This window comes from Halomonas sp. WWR20 (assembly GCF_054602495.1).
In genome coordinates this window covers 40,061-61,005 of sequence record NZ_JBTRHR010000007.1, presented here as the reverse complement: position 1 = coordinate 61,005, position 20,945 = coordinate 40,061, and the positions used below count along the sequence as shown (strand labels likewise).

Here is a 20,945-nt window from a genome sequence, read left to right as displayed (position 1 = left end):
GAGAGGCCATGGAAAACACCCCAAAGACCATTGAATTTGCCGGCCTCAGGGCCGGCAATTCGTTGCCGCTGGTGCTGTTCGGCGGCATGAACGTGCTGGAGTCGCGCGAGATGGCCTTCGACGTGGCCCAGGCCTACGTCGACGTGGCGGGCAAGCTCGGGATTCCCTACGTCTTCAAGGCCAGCTTCGACAAGGCCAACCGTAGCTCTATTCACTCGTTTCGCGGGCCGGGCCTCGAGAAAGGGCTAGAGTGGCTGGCCGAAATCAAGTCACGTTTCAACGTGCCCATCATCACCGATGTGCACGAGCCCTGGCAGGCGCAACCGACGGCCCAGGTGGCGGATGTCATTCAACTGCCGGCTTTCCTGGCGCGCCAGACGGACCTGGTGGTGGCCATGGCCGAGACCGGCGCAGTGATCAACATCAAGAAGCCGCAATTTCTCGCCCCGCACGAGATGCGTCATATCCTGCGCAAGTGCGAGGAAGCGGGCAATGATCGGTTGATGCTGTGTGAGCGAGGCTCCAGCTTCGGCTACAACAACCTGATCGTCGACATGCTCGGCTTCGGTGAGATGAAGCAGACCGGCTATCCGCTGATCTTCGACGTCACCCATTCCCTGCAGCGTCCCGGCGGACGTGGCGACAGCGCCGATGGTCGCCGTGCGCAGGTCTTCGAGCTAGCGCGGGCCGGTGTCGCCGTAGGACTGGCGGGCGTCTTCCTCGAAGCCCATCCGGATCCGGACAGCGCGCTCTGCGATGGCCCCAGTGCTCTGCCTCTGGACAAGCTCGAGCCGTTTCTGAGCCAGCTCAAGGCCATCGATGATCTGGTCAAGGGCTTCCCGGACGTTCAGGTCGGTTAGGTTTATACGTTAGGGGGCGCCGGTCCGAACAATCGGCGTGAACGCTCCTGACGGCAGGCATAGGGCTGGGGTTTTCGGCTGATTTTTCTATGTCCGGCCACCGCATGCCAACGTTTCGTTCGCATCTGATTTATGATCCGATAACGCTGAAACAACGACATTAAGGAAGATTGCACATGGCAGAAATCGTCGATATCCGCGGCCTTGAAGTCCTCGATTCGCGGGGCAACCCCACCGTCTGGGCCGAAGTGGTGCTCAAAAGCGGCGCCAAGGGCAGTGCCTGCGCCCCGAGCGGTGCCTCCACCGGCTCCCGCGAGGCGCTTGAGCTGCGTGACGGTGACAAGTCACGCTACTTGGGTAAAGGCGTGCTCAAGGCGGTCGAGGCCATCAACGGCCGGATACGTGAGCGCCTGATGGGGATGGATGCCCAGGACCAGCGAAATCTGGACAATGTCATGCTCGAGCTCGACGGCACCGACAACAAGGCCAATCTAGGCGCCAATGCGATTCTGGCCGTGTCGCTGGCCGCCGCCAAGGCGGCCGCGGTCGACAAGGATGTCCCGCTCTACGCGCATATCGCCGCATTGTACGGCCAGCCGGATCGGTACAGCATGCCGGTGCCGATGATGAATATCCTCAACGGCGGCGAGCATGCCGACAATAATGTCGACATCCAGGAATTCATGGTGCAGCCGGTCGGGGCGGCGAATTTCCGTGAAGCGCTGCGCATGGGAGCGGAGATTTTCCATGCCTTGAAGAAAGTGCTTTCGGCGAAGGGGCTGTCGACCTCGGTGGGTGACGAAGGCGGTTTCGCGCCCGATCTGTCGTCCAATGCCGAAGCGCTGGCGGTGATCAAACAGGCGGTCGGCGATGCCGGATATACCCTGGGCCAGGACGTGACTCTGGCGCTGGATTGCGCTTCCTCCGAGTTCTATCGCGACGGACAATACCGCCTGGCCGGCGAGGGCAAGAGCTTCGATTCCGCCGGTTTTGTCGACTATCTTGCAGGGCTGGTCGAAGAGTATCCCATCGTTTCCATCGAGGACGGCATGGACGAGTCCGACTGGGAGGGCTGGAAGACGCTGACCGACAAGCTCGGCGACAAGGTTCAGCTGGTGGGCGACGATCTGTTCGTCACTAACACGCGGATCCTCAAGCGCGGCATCGACGAATCCATCGGCAACTCCATCCTGATCAAGTTCAATCAGATCGGGTCGCTCTCCGAGACGCTGGATGCGATCAAGATGGCTCAGGACGCCGGGTTTACCGCAGTGATTTCGCATCGCAGCGGCGAAACCGAAGACACCACCATCGCCGACCTGGCCGTGGCCACTTCCGCCGGGCAGATCAAGACCGGTTCGCTATGTCGCAGCGACCGTGTGGCCAAGTACAACCGCCTGCTGATCATCGAGCAGGAACTGGGCGACAAGGCCCGCTATCCCGGCCGTCAGGCCATCAAGGGCCAGGCCTGAGCGAATAGCGGAACAAACGTGGTAACTAGATGGCTTGACGAGGCCCACCGGTCACCCAAGGGCGACCGGTGGGGTCTTGCGACGCTGCCAAGGTCCGCTTTATGTCGCGCTTGTCAGTATGACGAAACTCACTCTTGAGCGCGCAGCATAACCATCTTGTCGATAACGCTCGGTTCCGTGAGAATCGCATCCAGGAAACGCAGGAAATCTGTCTGCAACGTAGAGCAGGATGCGACGGCATAGAACACGGTGCGCTTGGTGCAACAGGGTGTGGCTTCCAGGCAGGGAAGGTACCCTCAGGAGTGTGGGCAACGGGAAGTGCCCGAGGATTGGCTGGAAGCCGGGCGACCCATGGGGTCGCCTTATTTTTGCATGTGGCACTTAACCCAAAGGCTGCCCTTCTTGGGCAGCCTTTGGGGCGAAGCGATTCGATACAATCCCCCGCGAGCGATCAGCGTTCCAGATATTCTTTCTTGCCGTCCTTGCCATCCCACTCTTCGGCTTCGGGCAATGGGTCTTTCTTCTCGGTGATATTGGGCCATACCTCGGCAAGTTCGGCATTGATCTCGATAAAGTCCTGCTGTCCGTCCGGCAGTTCATCCTCCGAGTAGATGGCCTCGGCGGGGCACTCCGGCTCGCACAGAGCGCAATCGATACACTCATCGGGGTGAATCACCAGAAAATTGGGGCCTTCATAGAAGCAGTCCACCGGGCAGACTTCGACGCAGTCGGTGTATTTGCAGCGGATACAGTTTTCGGTGACGACGAATGTCATGGTGCCTCCCGGGAATCACGATAACCTCCACACTTGGGCAGGACTGGCCAGGTGGGTCACAAGGTTATAAGCTTCGGCCGCTTTATAAGCAGCCATTCTAATGGCGACACATTCTAGTCGCCTCCGTTACTGCACGGCAAGCCGTGCCGTCAATCTCCGCCGCACCATGGGCCCGGCCCGCCGTGTTGGCCGTCTCTTAGCACTGCGTGCGCCATGCATATAGCAGCTCCAGAGCCTCGCGAGGCGCCAGACTGTCGAGATCCAACTGCATCAGGGCATCCACGACCGGATGCGGGGTGGCGGCGAACAGGTCGGCCTGCTGAGGGACGTTCGCCGCTTTCGGGGCATGCAGCGTCTGATGCACTTCCTGCTGTTCGAGGCCTGCGAGCTTCTCCCGGGCGCGTTGGATGACGCTCTGCGGGACGCCGGCCAGTTGGGCGACCTGCAGGCCATAGCTCTGACTGGCGGGACCCTCCTCCACGCGATGCATGAAGACGATGCCGTCCTGATGTTCGGCGGCGGTCAGGTGCACGTTGGCCACACCGTCGGCGTGTTCGGCCAGCGCGGTCATCTCGAAATAGTGCGTGGCGAACAGCGTGAACGCGCGGGTGCGGGTCAGATGCTCGGCGCTCGCCCAGGCCAGCGACAGACCGTCGAAGGTGCTGGTGCCGCGGCCGATTTCGTCCATCAGTACCAGACTTTCGGCCGTGGCATTATGCAAAATGCTGGCGGTTTCGGTCATCTCGACCATGAAGGTGGAGCGTCCGCCGGCCAGGTCGTCCGAGGAGCCGATGCGCGTGAAGATGCGATCCACTGGCCCGATCTCGGCGCTATCGGCGGGCACGAAGCTGCCGGTATAGGCGAGCAGCACGATCAACGCCGCCTGGCGCATGTAGGTGGATTTGCCGCCCATGTTGGGGCCGGTGATCACCAGCATGCGGCGATGATCGTCGAGGTGCAGGTCGTTGGGCACGAACGGGTGGGTACTGACCTGTTCGACTACCGGATGGCGTCCGCCGCGGATGCATAAGCCCGTAGTGTCGTTGAGCTGGGGGCGAACCAGATCCAGGGACAGGGCGCGCTCGGCGAAGGCAGCCAGCACGTCGAGCGTCGCCAGCGCTCGGCCGGTGGCCTGCAATGTGTGCAGGTCGGCATTCAGCGTGTCGATCAGCGCTTCATAGAGCAACTTCTCGCGTGCCAGGGCGCGCGATTTGGCGGACAGTGCCTTGTCCTCGAACTCCTTGAGTTCGGGAATGATGAAGCGCTCGGCGTTTTTCAGCGTCTGACGACGGATATAATCGGCAGGCACTTCACGTGCCTGGGCCCGGGGAATCTCGATGAAATAGCCGTGTACCCGATTGAAGCCGACCTTGAGTCCGGCGAGGCCGGTCCGGGCGCGTTCGCGACTTTCGAGCTCGACCAGATAGTCTCCGGCATGCTCTGCCAGGCCGCGGTATTCGTCGAGCTCGGCATCGAAACCGTCGGCGATCACGCCGCCTTCGCGAATCACTACCGGCGGGCTCTCGAACAGGGCGCGTACCAGCGTATCGGCCAGCTCGGGATAGGGGCGAATATGCCGACGCAGCTCATCGAGAACGGAACCCTCCTCCAGGCCCGCCAGGTTCTGCTGCAGGCCGGGCAGGGCGACCAGCGCGTCGCGCAGGCGGGCGAGATCCCGCGGCCGGGCGCTGCGTAGGGCGACGCGTGCCAGAATGCGCTCGATATCACCGATCTGCTTGAGGTCGTCGCGGATCGTCAGGTAGTGATCGCTGTCGATCAACAGCTGTACGGCGGCCTGGCGGGCGTTCACCTGCGTCCTGTCGCGCAACGGCCGGTTCAACCAGCGCTTGAGCAGGCGCGAGCCCATCGCGGTGGCGGTAGTGTCGAGGACACTGGCCAGGGTGTTTTCACTGCCACCGCCGAGGTTGATATCGATCTCGAGATTGCGCCGGCTGGCGGCGTCGATGACCACCGACTCGTCACGCGCTTCCACGGTCAGTACCGTGACGTGGGGAAGCTGGGAGCGCTGGGTGTCGCGGACGTAATCCAGCAGCACGCCGGCCGCGGTGATGGCGCGGGTGAGGTGCGCGCAGCCAAAGCCGCGAAGATCGGCGACGCCGAACTGATCGCACAACAGGCGCTCGGCGGTTTCGCAGTCGAACAGCCAGTCGCTCTGACGCTTGAGTCCCGCCCGCTCGGCCAGAGGCGCGGGCAGGTCGAGACTCTCCGCGGCGAGCAATTCCGCCGGGGCCAGACGATGGATCTCGGCCAGCATGTCGGCATCGCTTTCGACTTCGAGCACACTGAAGTGGCCGCTGGAGAGCTCCAGCCAAGCCAGTCCCCAGTGCTCGCCCTGGGCGTGCAGCGCGACCAGCAGATTGTCGCGGCGTGCGTCGAGCAGGGCCTCGTCATGCAGCGTTCCAGGCGTGACGATACGCACTACCTGACGCTCGACGGGGCCCTTGGCCGTGGCCGGGTCGCCGATCTGTTCGCAGATGGCTACCGATTCACCGGTCTTGACCAGGCGCGCCAGGTAACCTTCGGCGCTATGATAGGGAACGCCGGCCATGGGAATCGGTTTGCCTGCCGATTGACCACGACTGGTCAGGGTGATATCGAGCAGTTGGGCAGCACGCTTGGCGTCGTCAAAGAACAGCTCATAGAAGTCCCCCATGCGATAGAAGAGCAGGACATCGGGGTGCTCGCGCTTGATTTTGAGATACTGCGCCATCATCGGCGTATGCTGAGTCGCGGTGGCCTGTGCCATGCGCATCCTTGTCGGGTCTGCAAACAGTTGCGAATGGCACTATTCTACGCGCTCAGGGGGCCATCGTCAGGAGGCTGGCGATGCCGGATAACGATTTTGCCGACGGCGCCTCGACACAGTTTCCGCCTTATTGGAGCCATGCATGCCTGCGATTCCCGACGCACTGGTCAGTCTCGATCCCGTTATTCTCAGCCAGCGGCTCGCACGCGCCTGTCTGGCGCGTGGCGTGGCGGTGACCACGGCCGAGTCGTGTACCGGCGGCGGTGTCGCCAGCGCCATTACCGCAATTGCCGGCAGCTCGGGTTATTTCGAAACCGGCTATGTGACCTATGCCAACGCCGCCAAGACGCGCCTGCTGGGGGTGAGCGAATCGATCCTGGCCACGCATGGCGCGGTCAGTCGTGAGACGGTGGCGGCCATGGTAGCGGGAGCCTGTCGGGAAAGCGGCGCGGCGCTGGGCGTGGCGGTGAGCGGCGTCGCCGGGCCGGGAGGCGGCAGTGCCGACAAGCCGGTGGGAACGGTCTGGTTCGCTTGGGGTAACGCCTCGGCACAGGACACGCTTTGCCAGTGTTTTGCCGGGGATCGGCAGGCGGTGCGTGAACAGGCGGTACGCATGGCTCTAGCCGGCTTGGTGCGGCAGCTGGAGGCCTCGTGATGGGGGCGGCTCAGTAAATTCAGCAGCTTATACGAGAGGCGTGAATCTCTCGTTCAGACATGGGCCTTTGCTATAGGCGGCGAGGAATTTTTTCGTCATAATACTGTCTAGTCATACAGTATTTTTTCGCAGTATCGAGACCGGCCGGTGTGCTGCGTCTCTCTTTTCATGTCCTCACAGGAGACGTTCATGGCACAGGACGATAACCGTTCCAAAGCTCTCAATGCGGCACTGTCCCAGATCGAGCGTCAGTTCGGCAAGGGCACCGTAATGCGCCTTGGCGATACGCCGCGGGTCATCATGCCTTCGGTATCCACCGGTTCATTGGGGCTGGATATCGCATTGGGCATCGGGGGGCTGCCGCTGGGCCGCGTCGTCGAGATCTTCGGGCCGGAATCCTCGGGCAAGACCACGCTGACCCTTTCGGTCATAGCGCAGGCGCAGAAGCAGGGCAAGACCTGTGCCTTCATCGATGCCGAACATGCGCTGGACCCGAGCTACGCCGAGAAGCTGGGCGTCAACCTCGACGACCTGCTGGTCTCGCAGCCGGATACCGGTGAGCAGGCCCTGGAAATCTGCGACATGCTGGTGCGTTCCGGCGGTGTCGACGTGATCATCATCGATTCGGTGGCGGCACTGACGCCACGCGCGGAAATCGAAGGCGAGATGGGCGATTCCCACGTCGGCCTGCAGGCGCGTCTGATGTCTCAGGCGCTGCGCAAGATCACCGGCAATATCAAGAATGCCAACTGCATGGTGGTGTTCATCAACCAGATCCGCATGAAGATCGGCGTGATGTTCGGCAGTCCCGAAACCACCACCGGCGGTAACGCGCTGAAGTTCTATGCCAGTGTGCGCCTGGATATCCGCCGCACCGGGTCGGTCAAGCAGGGCGATGAGGTCACCGGTAACGAAACCCGCGTCAAGGTGGTCAAGAACAAGGTGGCGCCGCCGTTCCGTCAGGCCGAGTTCCAGATCCTCTACGGCAAGGGCATCTACCATGCCGGTGAAGTGGTCGACCTCGGCGTGCAGTGCAAGTTGGTCGACAAGGCGGGTGCCTGGTACAGCTATCAGGGCAACAAGATCGGCCAAGGCAAGGCCAATGCCGCGCAGTTCCTCGAGGACAACCCGGCGATCATGGAAGAGATCGAGACTCAGATCCGCGCGCAGCTTTTGGCTACGCTGGAGACCAAGGACAAGAGTGAAGCTGAGCCTGCCGAAACCGAGGATCTGGGTGACGACACGCTGTTGTAAGCCATGAAGGATCGCAATGCACCGGAATCGCCGCCGCGTGACGATGCCATCCGCCTGCTGGCCCGGCGCGAGTACTCTCGCGCCGAGCTGGAACGACGCTTGGCCGCCAAGGGGCATGACGCCGAGACGCTGAGCGAAGCGTTGGATGCGCTGGCCGACGAAGGCCTGCAATCCGACGCGCGCTTCGCCGAGGTCTTCGTGCGCTCGCGAGTGGCGCGCGGGCAGGGGCCGATGAAGATCCGTGCCGAGCTCAATGAGCGCGGCATCGAGCGTGAACTGGCACGCAACGCACTCGATAACGCCCAGTCGTCCGGGGAGATCGACTGGCACTCGCTGGCGTGCGAAACCCTTGCCAAGCGGTTTGCCGGCCCCGGTGGCGAGCCGCGCGAACGTGCGCGCCGCGAGCGCTTTCTGGCCGGGCGCGGCTTCGACTTCGCGCAGGTCCGTTACGCACTTGAACATGCCTGGCAGTAAGCCTATCCCGATACCCTGAGTCCGCTGCCGCTCTCTCGCTTTTCCTTACGGGGGTCGGCCATGCCGATACCCTCTCTTGCCCTCCCTCGGGAGTGTTTCGCACTGCGCCTCCTCTTTAGTCCCTCGCTGAACGCGTTATACTAATGCGCTTTGCGACGGCTCAGGGTGCAGGGCCGCCATCATTTCTTCGGTGTTTTGCCCCGTAAGCCGCAGGGAAGAACTGCGTGCCCGCAGTGCCCCAACACCGCCACGGATTTTCTATGAAAAGCGCAGACATCAGACAGGCCTTTCTGACCTTCTTCGAGGAGCAGGGGCACACCATCGTACCGTCGAGCTCGCTGGTGCCGGGCAACGATCCGACGCTGCTGTTCACCAACGCCGGCATGGTACCGTTCAAGGACGTGTTCCTCGGCCGCGACCCGCGCCCCTATGTGCGCGCAACGTCAGCCCAGCGCTGCGTACGTGCCGGTGGCAAGCACAATGACCTGGACAACGTCGGCTATACCGCACGCCACCACACGTTCTTCGAAATGCTGGGTAACTTCAGTTTCGGCGATTACTTCAAGCGCGACGCCATCCGTTTCGCCTGGCGCTTCCTGACCGAGACGCTGGGACTGCCCAAGGAGAAACTGTGGGTCACCGTGCACGTCAGTGACGATGAGGCCGAGCGCATCTGGAAGGATGAGGTGGGCATCGACCCCGAGCGTTTCTCCAGGCTCGACGAGGACAACTTCTGGCAGATGGGCGATACCGGCCCCTGCGGGCCGTCTTCCGAGATCTTCTTCGATCACGGCCCCGAGGTTTTCGGCGGGCCTCCTGGCAGCCCCGACGAGGATGGCGATCGCTACATCGAGATCTGGAATCTGGTGTTCATGCAATTCGATCGCGACAGCGCGGGGAATCTGAACCCCTTGCCCAAGCCGTCGATCGACACCGGCATGGGATTGGAACGCGTTGCCGCGGTCATGCAGGGCGTGCACTCCAACTACGAAATCGACCTGTTCGAGAACCTGCTCAAGGCCGCTGCCGAGATTATCGGTCATGACGATATCGCCACGCCGTCGTTGCGCGTCATCGCCGATCACATTCGCTCCTGCGCCTTCTTGATCGTCGATGGCGTCCTGCCCTCCAACGAGGGGCGCGGCTACGTGCTGCGCCGTATCGTTCGGCGTGCCGTGCGCCACGGTCACAAGCTGGGCGCCAGCGAGCCGTTTTTCCACAAGCTCGTCGCCGCTCTGGATGCCGAGATGGGCGAGGCCTACCCGGAACTGCGTCGCGCCCGCGAGCAGATCGAGAAGGTACTGCTCAAGGAAGAGCAGCAGTTCGCCCGGACGTTGGATCACGGCATGGGGCTGCTGGATGCGGCGCTCACGGAACTCACCGGTGACGTGCTGTCGGGCGAGACGGTATTCAAGCTCTACGATACCTATGGCTTTCCCTTCGACCTGACCGCCGATGTGTGCCGTGAGCGCGGCGTGACGCTCGATGAAGTCGGCTTTCAACGCGAACTCCAGGCACAGCGTGAGCGTGCCCGGGCGGCCAGTCAGTTCGGCGCCGATTATACCGCCGGGCTGGAGCTGGAGGGTGAGACGACGTTCACCGGTTACGAGCAACTCGATGACGCGGCGCGCATCACCGCCATGGTCGATGAAAACGGTAATGCCCTGGCCGCGCTTGAGGAAGGGCAGCGGGGCATTGTGGTACTCGATCGTACGCCCTTCTATGGCGAGTCCGGCGGCCAGGCGGGCGATACCGGCTATCTCGAGGCCGAGTCCGGCCGCTTCCAGGTTACCGACACCCAGAAGCAGGGTGGACATCACCTGCATCACGGGGTGCTGGTCTCCGGCACTCTGGACGTCGGTAGCCACGTCACGCCGCAGGTGGATGCCAGCCTGCGCGCCGCGACCATGCGCAACCATTCGGCCACGCACCTGATGCACGAGGCACTCAAGCGCGTACTCGGCGAACACGTCCAGCAGAAGGGCTCGCTGGTGAGTGCGGAGCGCCTGCGTTTCGACTTCAGCCATTTCGAGGCCATGACGCCGGAGCAGCTCGAGCAGGTCGAGGCGATCGTCAATCAGCAGATCCTGCTCAACGCCGCGACCACGGTCGAGCAGATGACGCTCGACGAAGCCAAAGCCAGAGGCGCCAAGGCGCTGTTCGAGGCCAAGTATGCCGATCGTGTCCGGGTATTGACCATTGGTGCAGATGATTTCTCCATCGAGTTGTGTGGCGGCACCCACGTGGCCCGCAGCGGCGATATCGGTTGTTTTCACATTCTTGCCGAGACCGGCATCGCGGCAGGTGTACGGCGTATCGAGGCGGTCACCGGCGATAGCGCGCTGGCATATTTCCGTGACCAGGAAGCGCGGGTGGCACGCATTGGCGAGCGGCTGAAAGCCAAGCCCGAGCAGGTCGAGGAGCGCGTCGAGGCGTTGCTGGAGCGCAACCGCGGCCTCGAGAAGGAGCTGGAGCGCTTGAAGGCCAAGCTGGCCAGTGCCGCAGGCAGCGACATGCTTGCCGAGGCGCGCGAGGTGGCGGGCATCAAGGTACTGGCCAAACAGGTCGAGGGCGTCTCGGGCAAGGAGCTGCGCGGCCTGATGGACCAGCTCAAGCAGAAACTCGGTTCCGGAGTGCTGGTGCTAGGCGTCGGCGAGGGCGACAAGGTCAGCCTGATTGCCGGTGTCACCCAGGACCTGACCGGTCGTATCAGGGCGGGCGACCTGGTCAACCACGTGGCCGCGCAGGTCGGTGGCAAGGGTGGGGGCCGGGCGGACATGGCGCAGGCGGGCGGCAGCGATGCCGCGGCCTTGCCGGCAGCACTCGAGAGCGTGCCGGCATGGGTCGAGTCTCAGCTACACTAAGCTCTTTCAAGGGTCGAGCAGGGCAACCCTCGACCCTTTTTCACATCAGCGATACGGACATAACATTCATCCAACTACGGATACCCCTATGGCGCTATACGTTCAGAAGTTTGGCGGCACGTCGGTGGGCTCGGTGGAGCGCATCAAGGCGGTTGCCGAGAAGGTCAAGCGATTCCGCGACGATGGTCACCAGATCGTGGTTGTGGTTTCCGCCATGAGTGGCGAAACCAACCGGCTCATCGAACTGGCCGGACAGATCAATGACGAGCCGACGCCGCGTGAAATGGACATGCTGGTGTCCACCGGCGAGCAGGTGACGATTTCGCTGCTGGCCATGGCATTGCAGAAGCTGGGCGTGCCGGCGACCTCGTATACCGGTGCGCAGGTCGGCATTCAGACCGACAGTGCACACACCAAGGCCCGCATCCAGCGCATCGAGACCGATGATCTGCGCCAGGATCTCGCCGAAGGTCAGGTCGTGGTCGTGGCCGGATTCCAGGGAGTCGACGACGAAGGCAACATCACCACGTTGGGTCGCGGCGGCTCGGATACCACCGGCGTTGCGCTGGCGGCGGCGCTCAAGGCCGACGAATGCCAGATCTACACCGATGTGGATGGCGTGTATACCACCGACCCGCGGGTCTGCTCGAAGGCGCAGCGTCTCGAGAGCATCACCGTGGAAGAGATGCTCGAGCTGGCCAGCCTGGGCTCCAAGGTATTGCAGATCCGCGCGGTGGAGTTCGCCGGCAAGTACAATGTTCCCCTGCGTGTGCTGTCCAGTTTCGAGGATGGCCCGGGCACCCTGATCGTCGCTGACGCTGATGAAGAAGAGGATTCCATGGAAGAACCGCTGATTTCCGGTATTGCCTTTACCTCCAACGAAGCCAAGTTGACCCTGCTCAACACGCCGGACGTGCCGGGCGTTGCCTCGCGCATTCTGGGCCCCATCGCCGACGCCAATATCGAAGTCGACATGATTGTCCAGAACGTCGCGCCGGCCGGTGACTATACCGATTTCACCTTTACGGTGGCCAAGGGCGATTACAAGCAGACCATGAGGATCCTCAAGGAGCAAGTGATTCCTGACCTGGGAGGCGGCGAACTGCGCGGTGATGACAATATCGCCAAGGTGTCGCTGGTGGGGGTGGGCATGCGCTCACATGCCGGGGTGGCGTCGAAAATGTTCCGTGTGCTGGCTCAGGAAAACATCAACATCCGCATGGTTTCGACTTCAGAAATCAAGATTTCGGTCGTTATTGATCAAAAGACCATGGAGTTGGCGGTACGCGCACTGCACAGCGCTTTCGGTCTCGATAATGACACTATTCAAGGCGACTAAAACTTGCTTTGTGCCCTAACGTTCTACGCTTATGGGGAAGGAACGCTGGAGAGGCCGGATTGGCCTTTCTTTTAACGAGGTTGCGATAATGTCAGAATGGCATGTCGTTGGCCTCGCGGTAGGGGATGTCGCATAATTTGTGCCCGTGCTGTCGTGTGACGATATGCGCATCCCATAGGAGAAGCCCTGAAAGGAGATCAGCCATGCTCATCCTGACCCGCCGAGTCGGTGAAACGCTCATGATTGGTGACGATGTCACGGTCACCGTGCTAGGCGTAAAAGGTAATCAAGTCCGTATTGGCGTTAACGCGCCCAAAGATGTATCTGTCCATCGCGAAGAGATCTACCAGCGCATCCAGCGCGAAAAGACCGAGAGCGAAGATGGCAGCGGTTCGCTCGTTTGAAGTAAAAAGCGTTACCGGGAGGCTGAGTTCGTTCGCTCCCTATGCGGTCTTGGCGTGGTCTGGCAGCATGACTTGTGGCGCTCTTGCCTTTTCCAGTGCAGCGGACCAAGGCGGAATCGGTGCCACCGAAGCTAAAAAGTTCATGCGGTCTCTAGACAAGTTGCTTCAGAAACGGTAACATACGCGCCGTGTTGATGAGGGAGAGGTGGCCGAGTGGCTGAAGGCGCTCCCCTGCTAAGGGAGTATGGGGTTTATAGCCTCATCGAGGGTTCGAATCCCTCCCTCTCCGCCATTAAGCCCTGATAGGGCTTGACCATCAACGTTGTGAAGACACGCGCCCGTAGCTCAGCTGGATAGAGTACCTGACTACGAATCAGGTGGTCGGAGGTTCGAATCCTCCCGGGCGCGCCATCTTCCAGATAGATGTCATCGTTATCGAGATGATGAGGGCGAATGTACAAGCCCTGTTTGCAATAAGCGCCCGTAGCTCAGCTGGATAGAGTACCTGACTACGAATCAGGTGGTCGGAGGTTCGAATCCTCCCGGGCGCGCCAAATTCAACCCGTCCTCGTCAGAGGGCGGGTTTCTCGTTTTTAGAGGCCAGAATCTTCGGGCTCTCGCGCGGATACTCAGGCACGCCAATGCGTGCCTTTTTTGTGCCTCTCTTATCTCATCTGCCGCAGCGTTAACTGTTAGCTGGCTCGCTCACGGCCTGGCAGGGTGGCGCTGAGGTCGCCATCCCGCAGGGCCGGGAGCGACGAAGGGCGCTCAGAAACGCCTCAAGCTCGGTTTGGCGTTTAAGTTCAATGAAGTGGCGCGCCGCCTCGTGGTTGCGATTACGCATCTGTCCCAGCCATTGCTTCAAGAGGGCCAGCACGATTTTATCGGGCAGCGTTGGGCGCTGTCGGGCGGCATAGTCGATGAGCGTATCGGCGCGCGCCGACCAGGGCGTCGCCGGCAGGCGCTCGCCGGTCAGTTGCCAGTGGCGGATGCGTCGTGCCAGCCACGGGTCGGCGAGCATGCCACGTCCGAGCATGACATCGCGGCAGCCGGACAGCGTGCGCGCCTTCCAGTAGTCCTCGAGGGTCCAGATGTCGCCATTGGCCACCACCGGGATCGTCAGCCGCGAACGGATCCGGCCGATCCATTCCCAATGGGCGGGCGGGCGATAGCCTTCCCGGCGAGTCCGGGCGTGTACCACCAGTTGGCTGGCTCCGGCGGCTTCGACGGCCTCGGCACAGGCCAGCGCCAGGCGGCGGTCCTCGAAGCCCAGACGGATCTTGGCGGTGACCGGCGTGTCCCGCGGCGCCAGTGCGTCATGTACGGCACGCACGGCTCGGTAGACGCGCTGCGGGTCGCGCAGCAATGAAGCGCCACCATCGTGACGGTTCACCGTCTTGGCCGGGCAGCCGAAGTTGAGGTCCAGGCTGGTGGCGCCCAGCGCTTGCGCCTGCAGGGCATTTTCCGCCAGTGCCTGCGGGCCGGAGCCGAGCAACTGCACATGCACCGGTATCCCGTTGGGCGTCGTGACCTCGGGGTGGGCAAGTTCCGGGCAATGGCGCAGAAAGACGCGTGGAGGGAGCCGTACATCCACTACGCGGATGAATTCCGTGACGGTCCAATCCAGAGCGCCATCGGCGGACAACAGGGCCCGGGTCGTGGCGTCAATGACGCCTTCCATGGGGGCCAGGCCGAGACGGCCATAAGGGGATGAAATCAACAGCGAATACTCAACAATGGTGCCATTGCAAAAAATCATGGATCAGGCAGATTAGACTAATAGCCGTTTAGAGCGCCGTCATACCCGCAATGCCGGGTGACCATCACCAGGGAGCAACCGAGATGGAAGGATCACAACTGGTACAGGAAGGCTTCAGCCTGATGGCTTTCGGCATGGGCTTTGTCTTCGTGTTCCTGAGTGTGCTGGTCATTGCCATGAGCGTCATGTCGCGACTGGTCATGCGCTTCGCCCCGCAAGCCGCTCCGGCGCCCCGCAAGGCCCGTGCCGCCGCCAGTGACGATACCGAACTGGTGGCGGTGATCAGTGCCGCGGTCCAGCGGTATCGTCGGCAGCGCGACCGGCACTGACAACGGCATCGCCAAGGCCGCAGGAAGCGACCGGCAGTCTATTCGAACACTAGCATAATCACGAGTGGGAAACCCTTCATGAGCGAGAACAAGCGCCCCCTGGGCATTACCGACGTGGTGCTGCGCGACGCGCACCAATCGCTGTTTGCCACGCGCATGCGTCTTGATGACATGCTGCCCATCGCCGAGAAGCTTGACCGGGTCGGCTTCTGGTCGGTGGAATCCTGGGGAGGCGCGACCTTCGATGCGTGTATCCGCTACCTGGGCGAAGACCCCTGGGCACGGATCCGGGCGCTCAAGGAGGCCATGCCCAACACGCGTCAGCAGATGCTGCTGCGGGCCCAGAACCTGCTGGGCTATCGCCATTACGCCGACGATGTGGTCGACACTTTCGTCGAGCGTGCCCGGGCCAACGGCGTCGACGTGTTCCGCGTCTTCGATGCCATGAATGACCTACGCAACCTGGAGCAGCCGATCAGGGCAGTGCTCAAGCACGACGGTCACGCCCAGGGCACGATCTCGTACACGGTCAGCCCGGTGCACACGCTGGAAAGCTGGGTGGACCTTGCCAAGCGTCTCGAGGATATGGGCGCGCACTCGCTGGCAATCAAGGACATGGCGGGGCTGCTGACGCCCTATACGGCATTCGAACTGGTCTCCCGGCTCAAGGCCAGTCTGTCGATTCCCATCCAGTTGCACTGTCATGCCACCACCGGGCTCTCCACCGCGACCATCCTCAAGGCCGTGGAAGCCGGCATCGATAACGTCGATACCGCGATCTCTTCGATGTCGATGACCTATGGTCATAGCCCCACCGAATCGGTGGTGGCGATCATGCAGGGCACCGGCCGCGATACCGGGCTCGATCTGGCGCTGCTCGAGGACATCGCCGCCTACTTTCGCGAAGTGCGCAAGAAATACGCTGTCTTCGAAGGCTCGCTTAGAGGCATCGACTCGCGCATCCTGCTGGCGCAGGTGCCGGGTGGCATGCTGACCAACATGGAAGGCCAGCTCAAGGAGCAGGGCGCCGGCGACAAGCTCGACGAGGTGCTGGAGGAAATTCCCAAGGTGCGCGAGGACCTCGGCTTCATTCCGCTGGTCACGCCCACCTCGCAGATCGTCGGCACCCAGGCGGTGATGAACGTGATGATGGGCGAGCGCTACAAGTCCATCTCCAAGGAAGTGCAGGCGCTGCTCAGGGGCGAATATGGCGTCGCGCCGGCCCCGTTCAATCCGGAGCTTCAGCGTCGCGTGCTGGAAGGCGGCGAGCCGATCACCTGCCGCCCGGCGGACAACCTCGAGCCGGAAATGCAGCGTCTGGCTCAGGAGTTGCGTGGCAAGGCCCAGGAAGAGGGTATTCGCCTGGCACCGGGCGAGCGCGAAGTGGACGATGTGCTGACCTACGCGCTGTTCCCGCAGATCGGCCTGAAGTTTCTCAAGAACCGCGACAATCCCGAGGCCTTCGAACCCGTACCCCAGGCGGCGCAGTCCCAGCCGCCGGCGACCACGCCCAATCCCGCCGCGCCTGTCAAGACGGCCCCCGCAGGGCCCGAGACCTACACCGTGACGGTCAACGGCAAGCAGTATGTCGTCGAGGTCAACGAAGGCGGCGAGATCGGTCAGGTACAGGCCAGCCACTCATCCTCCGCAAGCCATACCGCCGCGGTGTCCCGCGACGAGACTTCCGCGCCCGCGACGGGCGAGGCGATCACCGCGCCGTTGGCGGGCAATATCTTCAAGGTCGTCGTCAAGCCGGGCGACGAGGTGGCCGAAGGCGATGTGGTGATCATTCTCGAGGCCATGAAGATGGAGACCGAGGTTCGCGCCAGCCAGGCCGGCAGCGTTTCCGAAGTCAAGGTCAAGGAAGGCGATAGCGTAGCTGTCGGCGACGAACTGATTCTCCTCTAAGGCGCTCTCATGGATAAGTTGCTTAGTCTCTGGCAGGGCTCGGGACTGTATAATCTGTCGTGGGGGCAGGCGGCGATGATCATCGTGGGCCTGCTGCTGCTCTATCTCGCGATTCGCAAGGGGTTCGAGCCGTTGCTGCTGGTGCCGATCGGCTTTGGTGGCATTCTGGCCAACATTCCCCAGGCCGGGCTGGCACTCTCGGCCGCCGAGCAGGCCGCGCATCTGGCGCGGCCCGAGGTGCTCGAAGGGATGGCCAATGCTCTGAACCTGTCCCTGGCGCCTGGCGCGACGCTCGAAACCTGGCGGCATGCGCTGGCCGAGGTGCTGCATGGCGATACTTCACCGGCGCTGCTGCGCGCGGCGAGCGATGTGGCGGTGGACGCCGGTTACAGCAACGGCATGCTCTACAACTTCTACAGCGTGGCCATCGCCTCGGGTATCGCGCCGCTGGTGATCTTCATGGGCGTCGGGGCGATGACCGACTTCGGCCCGCTGCTGGCCAATCCCAAGACCCTGTTTCTGGGCGCCGCAGCCCAGTTCGGCATTTTCGCCACGCTGTTGGGCGCGGTGGGGCTGTCCGCCGCCGGCATCATGGATTTCACGCTGCAGCAGTCCGCCGCCATCGGCATCATCGGGGGCGCGGACGGCCCCACCTCCATTTATGTCTCGAGCCTGCTGGCGCCGGAGTTGCTGGGGGCGATCGCCGTGGCCTCCTACTCCTACATGGCGTTGGTGCCGTTGATTCAGCCGCCGATCATGCGCGCGCTGACCAGCGAGAAGGAGCGCCGGATCGTCATGACCCAGCTGCGGCCCGTCTCCAAGCTCGAGAAGATCCTCTTTCCGCTGGTGCTGTTGATTCTGGTGGTGCTGTTCCTGCCCGACGCCGCGCCACTGCTGGGGATGTTCTGCTTCGGTAACCTGATGCGCGAGTGTGGCGTGGTCGAGCGTCTGTCCGATACCACGCAGAACGCCCTGATCAATATCACCACGATCTTCCTCGGGCTCTCGGTGGGCTCCAAGCTGGTCGCCGACCGCTTCCTGGCCGTGGAGACGCTGGGCATCCTGGGACTGGGCGTGGTGGCGTTCGGCATCGGCACGGCGTGTGGTGTGCTGATGGCCAAGCTGATGAACCGCATGACCCGGGAGCCGATCAATCCGCTCATCGGTTCCGCCGGGGTGTCGGCAGTGCCCATGGCGGCGCGCGTGTCGAACAAGATCGGGCTGGAGTACAACCAGCACAACTTTCTGCTCATGCACGCCATGGGGCCCAACGTGGCCGGGGTCATCGGCTCGGCCGTCGCGGCCGGGGTGATGATCAAGTATCTGGGCTGAGGACCTGCTGCACGCGGTGCCGCTCGTTGCGGTCGCGTGGGGCTTTTTTGCCGCGGGGGTTATTTGCCGGGGCGTTACTCTTCTAGCAGGAGGAGGCGTCCCTTGAGGCGTGCCTCCAAGCTGCTCAGGTCGATGTCGTATTCACTGGGCCAGGCGATGTGCAGAGTGACGCCATCGCCGGTGTAGTCGGCATGTTCGACCTGAGCTTGCTGTGTGTCGAACCAGGCGCGGGCCTGCGCTTCGCCGGCAAAGTCGACACGCACGCGAAGTGGGCGGCGTTCGATGAACTCGCGCCGGGGCAGCGTTTCGAGCGCCTGCTGTACGGCCTGGGTATAGGCGCGTACCAGGCCGCCGGTGCCCAGCTTGATGCCGCCAAAATAACGGCTGACCACGCAGCCGACCTGGCCGATGCCGCTGCCTTCGAGCGCCTGGTACATCGGACGTCCGGCAGTGCCGCCGGGTTCGCCGTCGTCGGAAAAGCCGATGGCGACCTGTTCGCCGGGAGGGCCGGCGATGAAGGCACTGCAATGGTGACTGGCGCCGGGGTAGTGCTGGCGGGCCTGGGCGAGCAAGGTCGCGAAATCGGCTTCATGAGGGGCATGGCACAGCCAGGCAATGAAGCGGCTCTTGTCGATGACCAGCTCGGTCTGATGCCTGGCGCCTTGAGAGAGATCGGGGATGGGATAGCGCATCAGGCCGCGGCGCTGGGAGAGTGACGCATCACTCCCATGACCAGCCCCAGCACCTGCACGTCATCATTCTTCAGGTAGATGGGAGGCATCGTTTCGTTAGCGGGTTGCAGGCGAACGCCGGACTTCTCGATGTAGAGCTTCTTCAGCGTGACTTCCTGATCATTGATCAAGACCACCGCCGTTTCACCGTTCTCGGCAGACTCGTAGCGCTCGATAATGATGATGTCGCCATCGAAAATATTGCTGTCGATCATGGAATCGCCACGTACGCGCAAGGCGTAGGTGTTACGCCGCACCATTCGTGATGGAATACGCACGGTGACATTGTCGGGGCAGGCTTCCATCGGCAAGCCGGCCGCGACTTGACCGAGCAGGGGAACGTCGACCAGGTCGATGGCGTCGACTTCCTCCCAGGCACTCTCGGATAATGGCAGGTTGGGTAGACGATGCAGGTAGTGCGGCGTGTCTTGCAGCATGGATCTCTCCTCGGGATGAGACGTGAGCCCCAGATACGACATTGGGCATCATATCAAGCCTTCCTGCTGCGGCAAGCCTGGTTTCGCTCGAGAGCGCGGAAACCCCGCCCAGTACGGCCTGCAACCGTTGCCGCGGTGCCTGCCGCAGCGCGGTTGTCTGGTAGAATATGGGCTTTGCGTGTAGAGTCCCGGCCTGATTGGAGAGAGCGAACAGTCGTATGAATGCTGCAGCGGCGATCCGCCTGGAGACACGAAAGCTGGGGTGCGAGCGGGACGACCGCTGGCTCTTTAGCGGGCTGGATATCCAGGTCGGCGACGGCGAAATCGTGCGAATCGAAGGTCCCAACGGCAGCGGCAAAACCACGTTGCTGAAGATCCTCTCCGGCCAGCTCGGCGACTACGCGGGCGAAGTGTTCTGGCAACAGCGTCCGATGCGTAAGGTGCGCGGCGATTTCCTGGGCAATCTGCTCTACCTGGGACACTCGCCGGGCCTCAAGGCGGCGCTGACGCCACTGGAAAATCTCGCCTGGTATCAAGCGCTGGCCGGCGAGAGGGGCGATGAGGCCGCACGCTTCACGGCGCTTTCCGGCGTCGGGCTGCACGGTTTCGAGGATGTTCCCGTTCATCAGCTATCCGCCGGACAGCAGCGTCGCGTGGCGCTGGCCAGACTCGACCTGACGCCCCGTCCACTGTGGATACTCGATGAGCCATTTACGGCCATCGATCAGGATGGCGTGGCGGCACTGGAGCAGCGCTTGCTGCGCCATGCCCGGGAGGGAGGAAGCGTGCTGCTGACGACGCACCACGATCTGGCCCCGTTGGGTGCCATCCGGCGCGTGTCGTTGGGAGAGCGACGTACACGGGGCAGGGCTGGCCATGACATCGATTGAACCGAAGGGCAGGCTTGGGGTCGCACTGGCGGCAATGGTTCGTCGCGACCTGATCCTGATGCTGCGTCGGGGCAGCGAAGTCATGAATCCACTGGTGTTCTTCGCGCTGGTGATTACGTTGTTTCCGCTGGGCATCGCGCCGCAGCCGGATTTGCTGGCGACCATTGCCCCGGGTCTGTTGTGGGTGGCGGCGTTGTTGTCCACGCTGCTATCGCTGGATTCACTGTTTCGTGCCGATTTCGATGATGGCAGCCTGGAGCAGATGTTGCTCGCGCCTCAGCCGCTGGCGGCCCTGGTCCTGGCCAAGGTGGCCGTGCACTGGTTGCTGAGCGGGTTGCCGCTGGCACTGATGGCGCCGCTGCTGGGCATCCTGCTGTCGCTGCCGGCCGGCAGTTACGGGGTTCTGGCCATGTCGCTGGCACTGGGCAGCGCTACCTTGAGCTTGATCGGGGCCATCGGCGCCGCGCTGACGGTAGGGCTCGCGCGTGGCGGCGTATTGTTGTCGCTGCTGGTGTTGCCGCTGTATATCCCCGTGCTGATCTTCGGCGCCGGCGCGGTGCAGGCGGCCATCCTCGGCATGAACGTCGCGCCTTACCTGGCCATTCTCGGTGCGCTGCTGGCCACCGCACTTGCGCTTTCGCCCTGGGCCATTGCCGCGGCGCTGCGTATCAGTATCAACGGTTGAGGACATAACG

The 20,945-nt window shown here is 62.6% G+C and carries 18 protein-coding genes and 3 tRNA genes; 16 read left to right on the top strand and 5 right to left on the bottom strand.

Annotation, left to right across the window (positions count from 1 at the left end; translation table 11 throughout):
• The first annotated feature begins 8 nt into the window (after positions 1-8).
• Together kdsA and eno are read left to right on the top strand one after the other, a co-directional pair.
• On the top strand, positions 9-860 hold the full coding sequence (kdsA, locus tag ACW4DH_RS13835) for a 3-deoxy-8-phosphooctulonate synthase (RefSeq protein WP_459636981.1): 852 nt from the start codon (positions 9-11) through the stop codon (positions 858-860).
• Positions 861-1,036: 176 nt separating this feature from the next.
• The gene (gene eno, locus ACW4DH_RS13830; protein WP_459636980.1) at positions 1,037-2,332 is read left to right on the top strand and encodes a phosphopyruvate hydratase; all 1,296 of its coding nucleotides are present in this window, start codon (positions 1,037-1,039) and stop codon (positions 2,330-2,332) included.
• Positions 2,333-2,783: 451 nt separating this feature from the next.
• Here the strand turns inward: eno and fdxA are convergent, their stop codons facing one another.
• Together fdxA and mutS are read right to left on the bottom strand one after the other, a co-directional pair.
• The gene (gene fdxA / locus ACW4DH_RS13825; protein WP_459636979.1) at positions 2,784-3,107 is read right to left on the bottom strand and encodes a ferredoxin FdxA; all 324 of its coding nucleotides are present in this window, start codon (positions 3,105-3,107) and stop codon (positions 2,784-2,786) included.
• Positions 3,108-3,303: 196 nt separating this feature from the next.
• Positions 3,304-5,874: a DNA mismatch repair protein MutS gene (gene mutS / locus ACW4DH_RS13820; protein WP_459636978.1), complete on the bottom strand. Its 2,571-nt coding sequence runs from the start codon at positions 5,872-5,874 to the stop codon at positions 3,304-3,306.
• Between the two features lie 142 nt (positions 5,875-6,016).
• Here mutS and ACW4DH_RS13815 point away from each other — a divergent pair, with 142 nt between their 5' ends.
• The 9 genes from ACW4DH_RS13815 to ACW4DH_RS13775 all read left to right on the top strand — a co-directional run bounded on the left by ACW4DH_RS13815 (position 6,017) and on the right by ACW4DH_RS13775 (position 13,418).
• Positions 6,017-6,529, top strand: a complete 513-nt coding sequence (locus tag ACW4DH_RS13815; RefSeq protein ID WP_459636977.1) for a CinA family protein — start codon at positions 6,017-6,019, stop codon at positions 6,527-6,529.
• Positions 6,530-6,718: 189 nt separating this feature from the next.
• Complete coding sequence (gene recA / locus ACW4DH_RS13810; RefSeq protein WP_459636976.1) at positions 6,719-7,783, top strand: recombinase RecA; 1,065 nt, start codon at positions 6,719-6,721, stop codon at positions 7,781-7,783.
• Positions 7,784-7,786: 3 nt separating this feature from the next.
• Complete coding sequence (locus ACW4DH_RS13805) at positions 7,787-8,257, top strand: regulatory protein RecX (protein ID WP_459636975.1); 471 nt, start codon at positions 7,787-7,789, stop codon at positions 8,255-8,257.
• A 260-nt stretch (positions 8,258-8,517) separates the two neighbouring features.
• On the top strand, positions 8,518-11,121 hold the full coding sequence (gene alaS / locus ACW4DH_RS13800) for an alanine--tRNA ligase (protein WP_459636974.1): 2,604 nt from the start codon (positions 8,518-8,520) through the stop codon (positions 11,119-11,121).
• Positions 11,122-11,209: 88 nt separating this feature from the next.
• Positions 11,210-12,460: an aspartate kinase gene (locus ACW4DH_RS13795; RefSeq protein ID WP_459636973.1), complete on the top strand. Its 1,251-nt coding sequence runs from the start codon at positions 11,210-11,212 to the stop codon at positions 12,458-12,460.
• 203 nt (positions 12,461-12,663) lie between these two features.
• Entirely contained in the window at positions 12,664-12,864 is a 201-nt protein-coding gene (csrA, locus tag ACW4DH_RS13790; RefSeq protein WP_459636972.1) for a carbon storage regulator CsrA, read from the top strand.
• Between the two features lie 199 nt (positions 12,865-13,063).
• Positions 13,064-13,156 (top strand) — tRNA-Ser (locus ACW4DH_RS13785).
• 42 nt (positions 13,157-13,198) lie between these two features.
• A tRNA-Arg gene (locus tag ACW4DH_RS13780) sits at positions 13,199-13,275 on the top strand.
• A gap of 66 nt (positions 13,276-13,341) precedes the next feature.
• A tRNA-Arg gene (locus ACW4DH_RS13775) sits at positions 13,342-13,418 on the top strand.
• 131 nt (positions 13,419-13,549) lie between these two features.
• Here ACW4DH_RS13775 and ACW4DH_RS13770 read toward each other — a convergent pair.
• A complete protein-coding gene (locus tag ACW4DH_RS13770; RefSeq protein WP_459637189.1) occupies positions 13,550-14,545 on the bottom strand; it encodes a tRNA dihydrouridine synthase in 996 nt (331 codons plus the stop codon).
• 161 nt (positions 14,546-14,706) lie between these two features.
• Between ACW4DH_RS13770 and ACW4DH_RS13765 the strand changes: the two genes are divergently transcribed.
• The 3 genes from ACW4DH_RS13765 (at position 14,707) to ACW4DH_RS13755 (ending at position 18,192) form a co-directional block, all read left to right on the top strand.
• Entirely contained in the window at positions 14,707-14,952 is a 246-nt protein-coding gene (locus tag ACW4DH_RS13765) for an OadG family protein (RefSeq protein WP_459636971.1), read from the top strand.
• 78 nt (positions 14,953-15,030) lie between these two features.
• Positions 15,031-16,860, top strand: a complete 1,830-nt coding sequence (oadA, locus tag ACW4DH_RS13760) for a sodium-extruding oxaloacetate decarboxylase subunit alpha (protein WP_459636970.1) — start codon at positions 15,031-15,033, stop codon at positions 16,858-16,860.
• Between the two features lie 9 nt (positions 16,861-16,869).
• Positions 16,870-18,192, top strand: coding sequence for a sodium ion-translocating decarboxylase subunit beta (locus ACW4DH_RS13755; RefSeq protein WP_459636969.1), 1,323 nt, complete (start codon positions 16,870-16,872; stop codon positions 18,190-18,192).
• Between the two features lie 74 nt (positions 18,193-18,266).
• On the opposite strand, the gene ACW4DH_RS13750 is transcribed toward ACW4DH_RS13755, so the two are convergent.
• On the bottom strand, positions 18,267-18,884 hold the full coding sequence (locus tag ACW4DH_RS13750) for an IMPACT family protein (protein WP_459636968.1): 618 nt from the start codon (positions 18,882-18,884) through the stop codon (positions 18,267-18,269).
• Positions 18,884-19,360: a LexA family protein gene (locus tag ACW4DH_RS13745; RefSeq protein WP_459636967.1), complete on the bottom strand. Its 477-nt coding sequence runs from the start codon at positions 19,358-19,360 to the stop codon at positions 18,884-18,886. Before ACW4DH_RS13745 ends, ACW4DH_RS13750 begins: the two co-directional genes overlap by 1 nt.
• Positions 19,361-19,578: 218 nt before the next feature.
• Here ACW4DH_RS13745 and ccmA point away from each other — a divergent pair, with 218 nt between their 5' ends.
• Both ccmA and ccmB read left to right on the top strand, forming a co-directional pair.
• Positions 19,579-20,250, top strand: a complete 672-nt coding sequence (ccmA, locus tag ACW4DH_RS13740; RefSeq protein WP_459636966.1) for a cytochrome c biogenesis heme-transporting ATPase CcmA — start codon at positions 19,579-19,581, stop codon at positions 20,248-20,250.
• Positions 20,237-20,935 (top strand): heme exporter protein CcmB, encoded by a 699-nt coding sequence (gene ccmB / locus ACW4DH_RS13735; protein ID WP_459636965.1) that lies wholly within the window; start codon positions 20,237-20,239, stop codon positions 20,933-20,935. Before ccmA ends, ccmB begins: the two co-directional genes overlap by 14 nt.
• Positions 20,936-20,945: the final 10 nt, after the last annotated feature.